13 protein-coding genes and 1 pseudogene are annotated in these 13231 nt (G+C 70.4%); 10 read left to right on the forward strand and 4 right to left on the reverse strand.

The window, feature by feature from the left end; translation table 11 throughout:
• Positions 1-103: 103 nt before the first annotated feature.
• The 3 genes from PJ985_RS17825 to PJ985_RS17835 form a co-directional block, all read right to left on the reverse strand.
• A complete protein-coding gene (locus PJ985_RS17825) occupies positions 104-1456 on the reverse strand; it encodes an NAD(P)/FAD-dependent oxidoreductase (protein WP_271684796.1) in 1353 nt (450 codons plus the stop codon).
• Positions 1457-1612: 156 nt separating this feature from the next.
• The gene (locus PJ985_RS17830; protein ID WP_271684797.1) at positions 1613-1987 is read right to left on the reverse strand and encodes an RNA-binding S4 domain-containing protein; all 375 of its coding nucleotides are present in this window, start codon (positions 1985-1987) and stop codon (positions 1613-1615) included.
• 143 nt (positions 1988-2130) lie between these two features.
• Positions 2131-2574, reverse strand: coding sequence for a hypothetical protein (locus PJ985_RS17835; RefSeq protein WP_271684798.1), 444 nt, complete (start codon positions 2572-2574; stop codon positions 2131-2133).
• A 459-nt stretch (positions 2575-3033) separates the two neighbouring features.
• Between PJ985_RS17835 and PJ985_RS17840 the strand changes: the two genes are divergently transcribed.
• The 5 genes from PJ985_RS17840 (at position 3034) to tpg (ending at position 7004) form a co-directional block, all read left to right on the forward strand.
• The gene (locus tag PJ985_RS17840; protein WP_271684799.1) at positions 3034-4803 is read left to right on the forward strand and encodes a SulP family inorganic anion transporter; all 1770 of its coding nucleotides are present in this window, start codon (positions 3034-3036) and stop codon (positions 4801-4803) included.
• 1 nt (position 4804) lies between these two features.
• Positions 4805-5248 (forward strand): carbonic anhydrase, encoded by a 444-nt coding sequence (locus PJ985_RS17845; RefSeq protein WP_271684800.1) that lies wholly within the window; start codon positions 4805-4807, stop codon positions 5246-5248.
• 114 nt (positions 5249-5362) lie between these two features.
• Positions 5363-5632, forward strand: coding sequence for a metal-sensitive transcriptional regulator (locus PJ985_RS17850; RefSeq protein WP_271684801.1), 270 nt, complete (start codon positions 5363-5365; stop codon positions 5630-5632).
• A gap of 251 nt (positions 5633-5883) precedes the next feature.
• Entirely contained in the window at positions 5884-6234 is a 351-nt protein-coding gene (locus tag PJ985_RS17855; protein ID WP_271684802.1) for a hypothetical protein, read from the forward strand.
• A gap of 218 nt (positions 6235-6452) precedes the next feature.
• Positions 6453-7004: a telomere-protecting terminal protein Tpg gene (gene tpg, locus PJ985_RS17860; protein ID WP_333909871.1), complete on the forward strand. Its 552-nt coding sequence runs from the start codon at positions 6453-6455 to the stop codon at positions 7002-7004.
• Between the two features lie 229 nt (positions 7005-7233).
• Here the strand turns inward: tpg and PJ985_RS17865 are convergent, their stop codons facing one another.
• Positions 7234-8583, reverse strand: a complete 1350-nt coding sequence (locus tag PJ985_RS17865; RefSeq protein WP_271684803.1) for an aminotransferase-like domain-containing protein — start codon at positions 8581-8583, stop codon at positions 7234-7236.
• Positions 8584-8921: 338 nt separating this feature from the next.
• Here PJ985_RS17865 and PJ985_RS17870 point away from each other — a divergent pair, with 338 nt between their 5' ends.
• From PJ985_RS17870 to PJ985_RS17890, 5 genes and pseudogenes are all read left to right on the forward strand, one after another.
• Entirely contained in the window at positions 8922-9569 is a 648-nt protein-coding gene (locus PJ985_RS17870) for a LysE family translocator (RefSeq protein WP_271684804.1), read from the forward strand.
• Between the two features lie 633 nt (positions 9570-10202).
• Positions 10203-10610: a YciI family protein gene (locus PJ985_RS17875; protein ID WP_271684805.1), complete on the forward strand. Its 408-nt coding sequence runs from the start codon at positions 10203-10205 to the stop codon at positions 10608-10610.
• A gap of 8 nt (positions 10611-10618) precedes the next feature.
• Complete coding sequence (locus PJ985_RS17880; protein WP_271684831.1) at positions 10619-11764, forward strand: RNA polymerase sigma factor; 1146 nt, start codon at positions 10619-10621, stop codon at positions 11762-11764.
• A gap of 429 nt (positions 11765-12193) precedes the next feature.
• Positions 12194-12604 (forward strand): annotated as a pseudogene (locus PJ985_RS23485) (integrase core domain-containing protein); the annotation flags it as partial.
• A 111-nt stretch (positions 12605-12715) separates the two neighbouring features.
• Positions 12716-13051, forward strand: a complete 336-nt coding sequence (locus PJ985_RS17890) for a winged helix-turn-helix domain-containing protein (RefSeq protein ID WP_271684832.1) — start codon at positions 12716-12718, stop codon at positions 13049-13051.
• The last annotated feature ends 180 nt before the right edge of the window (positions 13052-13231 follow it).

The following is a 13231-nucleotide window of genomic DNA, read 5'->3' on the forward strand; positions in this document are numbered from 1 at the left end:
CCGACACCCGCCCCATCGGCAGCGGCGGCAGTGCGCCAGCGGTTCCGTCCGGCCGGTGCCGGGCGGGAAACCGGTGGCGCACTGCATGGGCCGGGCGGGGCGTTCAGAGAGAGCGGCCGCGGGCCGGGTCGTCCGGCCCGCCCGGGATCCGCGCCAACTCCGGTGCCGAAGTGTCCAGGGGAACGGACCACGACCGCACCAGCCCCAGTTGCACCGCCTGCCGGGGCAGCACCGCGTCCAGGAGCCAGTCCGCGGCCACCCGCACCCGGTTGTCGGGCATGGCCATCAGGTGGTAGCCGCGGGTGACGAGATTGGCCAGCGGCCCGGACAACGGGATCTGGAAGGGGTTGGCCGCGGCCTGCAGCCCACCCAGGTCGACAAGGAATCCGAGGTCGCGGTGGCGGTAGGGCCGTCGCTCGCCCCGGCCGAGACCCGCCGCGACGTTCCGGGCCGCGTTTTTCCCCTGGCGCACCGCGTGCTGTGCGGTCATCGGGGTGAGCTCACCCGGGCGGTTCGCGTCCGGTACCGCTGCCGCGTCCCCGCAGGCAACCACCTCCGGGTGGCCCGGAACCTCCAGATACGTGTCGACGACCAGCCGTCCCTTCTCGGTGGGGAGGCCGAGGTCCTCCACCAGGGGGTCGGGGCGCACTCCGACGCACCAGATGAGCGAGCGGGTGTCGATGCTCTCGCCGCTGTCCAGCACGACGCCGTCCCAGGTGGCCTCCTTGACGGAGGTCCCGGTGAGCACCTCGACCCCGCGTTTGCGCAGCACCCGGTCCGCGGTCTCGGACAGTTTCCGGTCCAGTTCCGGCAGGATGCGCGGGGCGAGGTCCAGCAGCAGCCACCGGGGGGGCCGGGCCTCACGGTCCCCGGCGCGCCGGTGCTGCCGCGCCAGGGCATCGGTGAAGAGTTTCCCGTGCGCGGCGACCTCGGTTCCGGTGTAGCCGGCGCCCACGACGACGAAGGTACGCCGGGCGTCGTGCTCGGCGCGGTCCGAGGTCGCCGCGGCCAGGGCGATCTGCCTGGTCACATGATCGCGCAGATACAGGGCCTCGGGCATCCCGCGGAAGCCCGTGGCATGCTCGGCCACACCGGGAACCGGGAGCAGTTTGTTGACGCTGCCGACGCTCAGGATCAGCCGGTCGTAGGCCAGATCACCGTTCCGTCCTTCCGGGTCGGTGTACTTCACCTGCCGCCCGTCCAGGTCGACCCCGTCCACCTGCCCCAGCACCAGTCGCACCTGCGGTAGCGAGCCGGCCAGGGACACGGAGATCCGCCGCGGTTCCAGGACTCCGGCTGCCACCTCGGGCAGCAACGGAAGGTACAGAAAGTAGTCGTTCGGATTGACAAGCACGATCTCAGCCGCGCCACGCAACTTCTTCGACAGGCTACGAGCCGCGTGATAGCCGGCGAATCCGGCGCCGACGATGACGACGCGGGGCAGTTTTCGGGTCACCTTCACACCCCCTTCGGCCGTGCCGGGTACCCGACCGCTTCGCGGACTACACCCAACCCGACGGCCCGCGCTTCGAGCCGTGCGAGCGCTGGACGGCAGGGTCGTTTCAGCCGCGGGCCGATCCGGCAGGCCAGGTGCGGTGGCTGCGCTCCGCCCTCAGTTCTTCCGGAGGCGTTCGATCTCACGGCGGTCACGCTTGGTGGGCCGGCCGGCTCCGCGGTCCCGCCGGCCGGTCACCGCGATCTCCTCGTGGGCGGGCGGGGGCGGGCTGTTGTCGACGAAACACTGTGCGGCGACCGGGGCGCCGACCCGCTTCCGTACGACGCGTGACACCACCACGATCCTCTCGCGGCCCGCGTGCCGGAGCCGGACCTCGTCACCGGCCCGCACCACCTGGGCAGGTTTGGCCCGCTCCCCGTTGATCCGCACGTGACCGGCCCGGCAGGCGGCGGCGGCGAGCGCCCGCGTCTTCGTCAGCCGGACGGACCAGATCCAGCTGTCCACCCGTGCCCTGCCCTCATCCGACGTCATGCCACGACTCTAAGGAAAGACCGCACCGGTTCCAACAGGCTTCCGCCGCCGGAGGGGGCGAGGATCCTGAAGCGGGCCGGACGGCCGAGGACTGCTTCTCCGGCGCCAGGACAGCGGTGCCGGCCACCGCCTCCGCCCGGTTCTCACGGGCCGGCGGTGTGGTCAGGATGCCCGGGGGTGCGCCGGGCCTCCTTCATTTCTGCTTCGTGAAGATGCTCCTTTCCGTCCGCCAAGTCGTTTCTGATGCCTTCCTCGAGGGTGGCGAACGGCCGGTAGTAGGTCCTGTTGTACTCCTCGACGATCTGGAAGGTCCAGTGCCCGGGAATGACGTTTCTTCCCAGGATTTCTCGCTCCACCTGTTCTGCCTGTTCCTGGTGGCCGGCTTCGCGCAGCAAGCGGACGGCATCGCCCAGGGTGAGGTCTGCGCCGCCGGTGAGCTGGTGGAAGGCGTAGAGGTGTCCGCGGGCCCGCTCGGTCGTCTCCAGAGCCTTCGACAGTTCGCCCAGTGCCTGCACGGTCCGGTCGCTCACACCGGCCGGCCGCCGGTGTGCCTCGCTGGGTCGGTCCTCTTGGTGATCACTGTTCATGCACGGCCTCTTCCCGGCTCTCGGGGCCGCCACGCTCAAGAGGGGGCGCATGACTCCCGTCGCTGCCTTCATGTCCCGATACCGTGCGCCGTCGGAGACCGGGGGAGTCAGGACCGACCGGAACCGGCCGGTGAGCCAGGGAGCCTCTCCGCGGCAGGTACGGGTAGGGGTATTTGACCGCACCGCGGGGCACCGTTAGGCTGGTCGAACAAATACCCCTAGGGGTATAGAAGTCCGAGGCCGGCCTGCCGTCCGTGTCCGACTCCGAGAAGTGTCGGCGGTCGGCACGGGGGAGGGGGCCCGGATGCCCTGGCAGCCTTCAGTGAGGAGTACGGGCGTGTGTGTGGTGGCTCACCCGAAGACGACGGAGGGGATGGGGGCCGGGGCCCCGGGCTGCCCGCTCGCCCGGATGAGGGGTACGGACGCACCGTCGGCGCACCCGCGGACAAGGGCCGAGGCATGAGCGCCGACGTTGCCGGATACCCCCGGCAGCAACGTGCGGGAGTCGCCCGGTTCCTGCCGATCGCGGGTTGGCTCCCGGACTACGGACGGCGGGTGTTCCGTCACGATCTCATCGCCGGTCTGACCGTCGCCGTGATGCTGGTTCCGCAGAGCATGGCCTACGCGGCGCTCGCGGGCATGCCGCCGGTCACCGGGCTGTATGCGTCGATCGTGCCCTTGCTCGTCTACGCGCTGCTGGGTACCTCGGGGTCGCTGGCGGTGGGACCGGTGGCGATCACCGCGCTGATGACCGCAGGCGCACTGGCCCCGCTGGCGGACGGGGACCCGGGGCGCTACGCCGCATTGGCGGGCGTGCTGGCCATAATGGTCGGTGCGATCCAGGTGAGCATGGGTGTGCTCCGACTGGGCGCGGTGGTGAATTTCCTTTCGCATTCCGTTCTTGCGGGTTTCACCTCGGCAGCGGCATTGATCATCGCGGCCAGTCAGCTCAAGGACCTGTTCGGGCTCGACGCCGACCGGGCGGAGGGATTCCCGCAGATCCTTGCCTCCCTGGGGCGTACGGCTGCCACTGTGCACTGGCCGACGGTCGCAGTGTCGGTGGTGAGCCTGGCCGGTCTCGTCCTGCTCAAGCGGTTCTGGCCGAAGCTGCCCGGCGCGCTCCTTGTGGTGGCGGGGGTGACCGTGGCCAGCGCCGCCTTCGGTTTCGGTGAGCGCGGAGTGCGGATCCTCACCGAGGTGCCCGGCGGCCTGCCGGTGCCGGCCCTGCCAGGGCTGTCGATACAGGACGTCACCGCCCTGCTGCCGGCGGCGCTGACCATTGCGCTGGTGGCGTACATGGAAGGAATAGCCGTGGCCAAGGCCCTGGCGGCGAAGTCACGGCAGCGGGTGAACCCCGACACCGAGCTGGTGGCGGTGGGCGGTGCGAACGTGTCGGCAGGGCTGTTCGGGGGGTTCCCGGTGGCCGGTGGCTTCTCGCGCAGCGCCGTGAACATGTCGGCCGGTGCCCGCACCCCGATCGCCACCATCATCACCGCGCTCGTGGTGGCGGTGACCGCCCTGGCTCTCACTCCCGCCTTCCATCACCTGCCGAAGGCGGTTCTCGCCGCCATCGTGATCGTGGCCGTGGCGGGGCTTGTCGATTGGCGCAGCGCGCTCTCGGCATGGCGGGCACGCCACGTGGACGGCATTGCTCTGGCCCTCACCTTCGCGGTGACGCTGCTGCTGGGGGTGGAACCCGGCCTCGCCGCCGGTGTGGCATTCAGCCTGGGAGTCTTCCTGTGGCGGTCCTCCCGGCCGCATCACGCGGAGCTGGGACGGGTGCCGGGAACCACCACGTTCCGCAACGTCGCCCGGTACGACGGACTGATCACCGATCCGCGGGTGGCGGTCCTCCGCGTCGACGGGCCGTTCTACTTCGCGAGTGCCCAGCAGGTCGGGGACTGGGTCATGGGCATCGCAGAGCAGCGGGAGGCCTTGCAGACGATCGTCCTGGACGCGAGCGCGATCGGTGACTGCGACGCCGACGGGGCCCATGCCCTGACCGACCTGAGCCGGAGGCTGGCGGACCGTGGCGTGACACTGCGGCTGGCGACGCTGCGCGGACCGGTGCGTGATCTTCTGCGGCGGGCCGGCGTGTGGGAGCTGCTGCACAGCGAGCACCGGGTGCACCCCGACATCGGGGCGGCGGTCGCGGCCGCCGGCGGGGCGTTCGCCGGTAATGGGTCCGACGGCTCCGCGCCACCGCGGTTCTCCCAGGAGGTGCTCTGACATGCCGGAGCGTTTCGCGACCGCGCTCACCTGCATCGACGGCCGTATCCAGCGTCCTCTCGAGGAGTGGGTGAAGTCAGTGCTGGGGGTCGACTATCTGGATACCGTCACGGAGCCGGGACCGGACCGGGTGGTCAGCACCGCGGACGAGGCGGTTCTGCAGGCTCTCCTGGACAAGGTCCGTGTCTCAGGGGTGGCGCACGGCAGCACCGACCTGATCATCGCAGGCCATTCCGACTGCGCGGGCAATCCGGTATCCGATGACGAGCACCGGGCCATGCTGCGGGAGGCAGTGGGCAGGAGCGCGGCAAGGCTCCCGGGCGTCCGTGTCATCGCTGTCCATGCGGTGCAATGCGGTGATCGCTGCTGGCAGTTCCGTGAGGTGGACCGGGCCGTCCCTGTGCACCGGGCGATTCCTGCCGCGGCTCCGTCCTCGCGTACCTGAGCGGGCCCCGTCCCGGGGGAGCCCGGGTGCGGTGCACAACCCGTCCAAAAATACCTGGTGGGGTATCTTGGAAGGGGTACTCCATCCGTGGTACCGGTCAAGAGGAGAAGCGCAGTGAAAGTCGAAGAAGAAGCAGCAGCTGCCGTGCTGAACCGGCTGCGCCGGGCACAGGGGCAACTGACAGGTGTCATAGCGATGATGGAAGCGGGCCGTGACTGCAGAGATGTCGTCACACAGCTCGCAGCTGTTTCCCGGGCGCTGGACCGGGCCGGTTTCAAGGTCGTGGCCAGCGGAATGCGGCAGTGCATGAGTGAGGAACAGTCCGCGGACTCTGCACCATTGACCGAACAGGAACTGGAGAAGCTGTTCCTCGCCCTCGCCTGACGGAGGCGACCGGCCGGATCGCCGGCAGGCCAGGGAGGGGCAGGGCCCTGGGAACCCGTGAGACCCGCAGGCGGACACCGCGCGGGGGCGGAACCACCCGCTCAACCCGACAACGCGCAGGTCGTGGCTCCAGTCCGGCTGTTGCCCCCGGTCGAGGCCTCCGGGGAAGGTTCCGGGAGCCCGAAGCGGGCACTCGGGGTGGACACAGAAGACACCACCTACCGTCCCCGGCCGCCCTGGGAGGAGTCCTGATGGACACGAAGAACATGGACACGAAGAAGCAGGCCACCCCGACGAAGGATGCCAGGAATGTGGTGGTCTTCGGGCTGATGGTTGCCGTGGCAGCTGTGGCGGCAATTGTGGTGGCCGCTCAGCTCCACTCCTACGGCGTCCCCGTCCTGCTGGTCCTGACCGCAGGTCTCGCGATCGGAGCGAGCGTACTGGAGGTACTGGCTCGCCTGCACGAGTCGGTCACTACCAGCACCTACAACTGCCCCGCGGCAACGTGTTCCTGGCAGGTCCGTCTGACCCGTCCGACAGCGGAGGACACCCACCGTGTGCGGGAAGCAGCAACCACGCACCCGGACCACCCGCTGGTGTGAGCCCCCAGTACTGGCTTCCCCCTCCCGTGCGCCCTGGCTACGAGCCGGGGCGCCGACTTGTTCCCGCGGACGGCTCACCGGTGGAGAAGGACGCCTGAACGGCGCCACCGGACACGGTGCCTGCCGTCCGCATGTTCCTCACGGCGGCCGAGCTCATGGACTCCGGCGCCAACCCCGCCCGCCACATCAAAGACCCGGAGGGCGAGGGGGAGTAGCCCGTGGGTGAGATCCAGGACAGCATCGAAACCGCCCTCCAGGCCGTCCAGATCCGCCCGGTCCCCAAGAGCCCCCAGGTACAGATGCGCACTCTGGTCCGCGCGGAGAAGGGCTCCACCCGGGCCGTCGCCGCCCGGCTCGGCGTCACGCAGCGCGCCGTCCAGCGCTACCTCACCGGCCAGATCACACGCCCCTCACCACGCCTGGCCGCCGTGCTGGACAGGGAAGTCAGACGCGTATGGCAGCCACGGGTGAAACAGCGCGCCATCAGACGGGCCTCCGCCGCCGCCGGAATCACAGGAGACGCGGGCCCAGTTCGGCTTCACCGCCGCACCCGGGTCCACCGACGACCCCCGCCTGCGCCGCATCACCGAACAGCTCACCCCCGCCACCACCGCACAACTGCTGAACGCAACCGCGCCGGCGCCGACGAACAGCACCTGAGGCACATCGTCGCCGAAGGCCTCGGGCACGCCTACTTCCGCGATCGAGGCCGCCGCGCCCACGGCCTGGACGTCACCCTCAACGACACGACTACCTGGACATCGACCTGACCTGCCCCAGGCGGGATGCTCATCCCCTCCATGGCGGCGCAGGAGGTCCCGCTCGGCTCGAACCTGCCTGCGGAGGACGGCCTGGCAGACGTGCCGACGACCGTCGGCCACACCTGGCGTCGCTTCCCCTTGGACTCGGGCGTCCAGCCTCCAGGCGCCGGAAACGGAGCTTCATCTCCTGCGCTTCCCGGACCGCCGGACTTCCCCGCAGTATTCGCCCGGGAGGGCATCAGTCGGTGACGAAACCCTCCGGTGCCGACCGGGCGAGCCCGACGAGCGCGGCGAGTGCCTGGGAGAGGGCTTCCGGTTGCGGCGAAGCGAGGCCCACTCTGATGGCATCGGGGGCACGGTTGCGGCCGACGGTGAACGCGGCTGCCGGCACCACCCCGATGCCGTGCCGGGCGGCAGCGGCGACGAAGGTGTCCGCGCGCCACGGGCGGGGCAGCTGCCACCAGCAGTGGTAGGAGCGCGGATCGCTCTGCACCGCAAGACCGGCGAGGTGCCGGGCGGCGATCTCCTGCCGTACCCCCGCTTCCCGTTGCTTGGCCTCCACGAGTGTGTGCACGGTGCCGTCCTGCTGCCACCGGTGGGCGACATCCAGGGCGAACCGCCCAGGGGCCGAGCCGCCCGACCGCAGGGCGGAGACGATCCCGCCGGCCAGGGCGCCGGGTGCCACCACGTACCCGAGATTCAGGCCGGGGGCGATGCGCTTGGACAGGCTGTCGATCAGGACGGTCTGCTCGGGGGCGTACGCGGCGAGCGGCGGCCGTTCGCCGTGGAGGAAGGACCAGACGGCGTCCTCGACGGCGGGGATCGCCAGTCCGAGCAGGACGTCTGCCAGCCGCTCGACGCGCTGGGCGGGCATGGTGATCGAGAGCGGGTTGTGCAGCCTCGGCTGCACATAGACAGCATGCAGCGGGGCCTCCGCGTGGGCTTCCTCGACGGCCTCCGGCACGAGCCCGGAACCGTCCATGGCCAGGGGGACCAGGGTGATGCCGAGTCGGGTGGCGACGGCCTTGATCACGGGGTAGGTCAGTTCCTCGACACCAAGCCGGGCTCCCGGTGGCACCAGGGCGGTGACGACGGCCGAGATCGCCTGCCGGCCGTTGCCCGCAAAGAGAATCCTTGCCGGGTCCGGGCGCCAGCCGTCGCTGGCGAGTACGTCGGCGGCTGACGCCCGCACGGCCGGGAAGCCGGACGTGCCGACCGGCCGCAGGGCATTGCCGAGGCTGTCGTGCCGGAGCAGCCGGCCGAGCCCTTCGGCGAGGAGTGCGCTCTGCCCGGGTACAACCGGATAGTTGAGCTCCAGATCGATCCGGCGGCCGTCGGCGGGTTCGGTGAGGGCGGGGCCGGAGGCCGCGGACCCTGCGGACACCGCGCGGACGAAGGTGCCGCGGCCCACCTCACCCACCGTCAGGCCCCGGCGGGCCAGTTCCCGGTACACGCGCGTAGCGGTCGAGTTGGCGATGCAGTGCTGCCGTGCGAACTCCCGCTGCGGAGGAAGCCGGTCGCCGGGCCGGAGGGTGCCGGCTCGGATCTCCTCGGCCACCACGTCGGCGCCGCTCCGGTAGTCCTTCACCGCGCTCCTCGTTGGTCGGTCCTCGGGCATCCATTCAAACACGCTATTGCACTGAGGGCAATTTCTCTATTGCATCGAGTCATTGACCGTCATAAACTCCGGGCATTGCTGGGCGTTCACGGGCGCGGTGAGCGCGATGACACGCCCCCGGCCGCCCGGCCGGGCTTTCCTGCCTTCGTCCGGCTGCCGGCGGCCTGGAGCAGTCGGTGGGCCGGCAAGAGTTCCTGCGGTCTCGGCCGACCCGTCGGCCATGACCCGGTCGAGGTCATGCGGGACGACCGCGCTGACAGAGCGTCCGGGGACGGAGACGCAAAGCACCAGCGAACGAAAGGCACCTTGTGGTGGAACTGAGCGCGGTTCTCGGCGTGGTGGTGGTGGCTCTCGGCATCGTGCTCACCCCCGGCCCGAACATGGTCTATCTGGTCTCCCGCAGCATCACGCAGGGCAGACGCGCCGGCGTCGTCTCCCTCGGCGGTGTGGCACTTGGTTTCGTGGTGTACCTGCTCGCCGCGAACCTGGGCCTGTCGGTCGTCTTCATCGCCGTACCCGAGCTGTACCTCGGGGTGAAGCTCGCCGGCGCCGCGTACCTCGCCTACCTGGCCTGGAACGCCCTGAAGCCAGGTGGGGTCTCCGTCTTCGCACCCCTAAACGTGCCGCATGACTCACCGCGCACGCTGTTCACGATGGGCTTTGTGACAAACCTGCTCAATCCGAAGATTGCCCTCATGTACCTCTCACTCATCCCCCAGTTCATCGACCTGGACAAGGACCATGTTCTCCTCCAGGGCCTCGTCCTCGGCTCGCTCCAGATCGCGGTCAGCGTCGCGGTCAACCTCACCATCGTCCTGGCGGCCGGCGCGATCGCTGTCTTCCTCTCGCTTCGTCCCTTCTGGCTCAGGACGCAGCGCTACGCCATGGGCGCCGTCCTGGGTGCGCTCGCCATTTCCCTGGCCCTCGACACCTCCAGGCCGACCGGACGAAGCTGACAGCATGGCAGCAAGGCCTCCCGCGCTGCGATCAGGCGCTCCGCATGTCACCCGGGCCCACGGATGCCTATGTCGACGTGCTGCGGACGTCGATGCCCCGCCCGGCTGTGACCAGCGCCTGAGCTGACGTCAGCAACGGCACCGGGCCGCGCCACCCGCCTCCCGGACGGAAGCCGTCGCCACCACTCCGCTGCACAACGGCGGATCGGCAATAAGGGCGCGGCCCCGTGCTCGCACACGGCCCGGCAAGGGGGGAGTCACACCGTTACAGCCCCACTTCTGCAGCAGAGCCCTTCGACCAAGCGGAATAGTGACTAGCGAGCAGCCGTTGCCGGCACCCGGGGCACACCGCGGGGGAGGGTGCGTTGACACTCATGAGGGAGGTATTGCCTGCTGCTCCGATGGTCGGCTCCCCTGCGGAGGTCGCGCCAGCCGGGACAGCCGGAAGGGGATCCGGCGGAGGCCCCGTCAGCTCCCCGGTGATCGTCCAGCCCAACCCGCCCGGGGACGGCTCACCGGGCTCGTCCACGACGGCCGAGGAAAGACGGACGGCGATGTCGAGAATCCCTGCCCGGCTCCGTCCCCGTAGTGAACGCGACCACCAGGGGTCGCACAGCACCCGAGGAGACACCCATGGCCAAGTACTTGCTGCTCAAGCACTACCGCGGCGCGCCGGCCGCGGTCAACGACGTTCCTATGGATCAGTGGACGCCTCAGGAGATTTCCGCACATGTGCGCTACATGAGCGACTTCGCGGCCCGGCTCGAGCGGACCGGGGAGTTCATCGACGGTCAGGCGCTCGCGCCTGAGGGAACGTTCGTCCGGTACGACGGCGACGGGCGCCCGCCGGTCACCGATGGCCCGTTCGCGGAGACCAAGGACCTCATCGCCGGATGGATGGTGATCGACGTCGACAGCTACGAGCGCGCAGTCGAGCTGGCCGGGGAACTGTCGGCCGCCCCCGGGGCCGGCGGGAAACCGATCCATGAGTGGCTCGAGGTGCGCCCATTCCTGGCCCCGCCGCCCACCATCACGGAGTGACCTCACCGATGGACGAACTCCTGCCCCGTAGCCTCACGCCAGGCGTGCTCGGGATCCTTGTCCGCCGCGGAGCCGACTTCGCGGCGGCCGAGGACGCCGTGCAGGACGCGCTGGTCGAGGCGGTCCGCGTCTGGCCGGCCGCCCCGCCGCGGGACCCGAAAGGCTGGCTGGTCACCGCGGCCTGGCGACGGTTCCTCGATGCGACCCGAGCGGACGCCGCTCGCCGACGGCGAGAGCACCTCGTCGAGGAGGAGCCCGCTCCCGGGCCCACGCCCGCGAGGGACGACACGCTCCAGCTCTACTTTCTGTGCGCCCACCCAGCGCTGACGCCGTCGTCCGCAGTCGCGCTCACACTGCGCGCCGTCGGCGGGCTCACCACCCGCCAGATCGCCCAGGCATACCTGATGCCCGAGGCGACCATCGCCCAGCGCATCAGCCGGGCCAAACGCACCGTCTCCGGCGTGCGCTTCGATCGGCCCGGCGACGTCGCCACGGTGCTGCGCATCCTCTACCTGGTCTTCAACGAGGGCTACTCCGGTGACGTCGACCTCGCCGCCGAAGCCATCCGGCTCACCCGGCAGCTCGCGGCCGCGATCGACCGCCCCGAGGTGGCGGGACTGCTCGCCCTCATGCTGCTCCACCACGCCCGGCGCGCCGCCCGGACAGCCCCCGACGGCAGCCTGGTGCCGCTCGCCGAGCAGGACCGCGGCCTCTGGGACACCGAGTCGATCGCCGAAGGCATCGAGATCCTGCAGGCGGCCCTCGTCCGCGACCGGCTGGGTGAGTTCCAGGCCCAGGCCGCCATCGCGGCCCTCCACGCCGACGCGCCCACCGCAGAGGAAACCGACTGGGTACAGATCGTCGAGTGGTACGACGAGCTCGCGCTCCTGACCGACAGCCCGGTCGTCCGGCTCAACCGCGCGGTGGCGGTCGGTGAGGCCGACGGGCCGCGCGCCGGGCTGGCGGCGCTCGCGGTGCTGGACGACTCGCTGCCCCGCCACGCGGCGGTAGGGGCGTACCTCCACGAATGCGACGGCGACCTGGCGACGGCGGCACGGTTGTACGCCGAGGCGGCCCGCAAGGCATCGAGCTTCGCCGAGCGCGACCACCTGACGCGCCGGGCCGCCCGGCTCAACGCCCGCCGGAGCCGCTGACGGTTTGCGCCCCGATTCTCCGCAGCTCGCCCGCGTGCCTCGGCCCCGGACTCGGGCATGGCGGACAGTGATAGCTTCCACCTGCGCCGATGCGGGGAGCCAGCAGGAGGCACACCATCTGGGAGGATGCTCGTGATCGATCTCCCGTTCGGCAAACCCGCCCGCTTCTGGCGGGGCAATCTGCACACCCACTCCCACCGGTCCGACGGCGCCCTATCACCCGAAGACGTCGTGCGGCACGACCAGGAGGCCGGCTACGACTTCCTGGCTGTCACCGATCAATACCGGCCGAGTACGGGTTCCCCTGACGGACACCCGGAGGCTGCGCAAGCCGGATGCCCCACCACGCTGCTGGGCGCCGAGCTGCACGCCCCAGGTACGGAGTTCTCCTCGGAGCAACCCGACCGCCTGGGCACCCACTTCCCGCCCCGCGGCAACCGGCCCGGCTACGTCTACCTCCACTCAGCCGTCGACGGCTTCTCCCGCCTGGCCTACACCGAAGCACTGCCCGACGAGAAGGCCGCCACAGCGATCGCCTTCCTCCACCGCGCCCGAGCCTTCTACGCCGCCCACGGAATCACCCACATCCAGCGGATCGTCACCGACAACGGAGCCTGCTACCGCGCCAACGACTTCACCCGCGCCCTCCTCGGCTCCCGCCACCAGCGGATCACGCCCTACACACCACGCCACAACGGCAAAGTCGAGCGCTACCAGCGCATCCTGGCCGAAGAGTTCCTCTACGCCCGCACCTGGACCTCCGAAAGCCACCGAACACACGCCCTGGCCATCTGGAACATCCACTACAACTACCATCGACCCCACACTGCCGCCGGGAACGGCGTCTCCACCGCAGGCATGGCCTACTTCTTCAACGACGGACGCGCCGAGTTCGGCCGCACCTTCTACGCCAAGAAGGAACACGGCCGCTACGCCGGAATCGGCGCCCTCATGGACGCCGCCGGACCCATCCCCACCCTCACCCCCGGTGAAGCCGACGCCGCCAGCACCTCCTACGCCGGCCGCCACCTCACCGCACCGCCCCCGACGGCCCGCGAAGCGGGCCCGCTCGCCCCCGACAAGGCCCCGACCACCCAGGCCAGCACCGAACCCAGCGTCGGGGAGCAGATCCTCAACCTCCTCACCAGCGGCCCCAGAAGCGTCAAGGAGCTGCGCGAGGCTCTGCCGGTCGTCACCCGCGGAACGATCAGCAACCGCCTTACCGCCCTCCGCGAGGACGGCTTGGTGCAGCCGGTCAGCCGCGGCGTCTGGACCCTCACCGACTGACCACCCGCCCCCGCACCGGCAACGCCCCCAGCCCTGGAGAACCGACCGAGGGCGCTGCCCGACAGGTTCACCGGCCTGCAGCACCAGCAGCTCCACTGGGCCGGGACCTCTACGCCCTCCCCGCAACAGCACCCGCTCACCGACGGATTACGCCTCTGGCCAGGGTGGATCAGGGGTGTA

This window comes from Streptomyces sp. ACA25 (assembly GCF_028200735.1).
Taxonomy (GTDB): Bacteria; Actinomycetota; Actinomycetes; order Streptomycetales; family Streptomycetaceae; genus Streptomyces.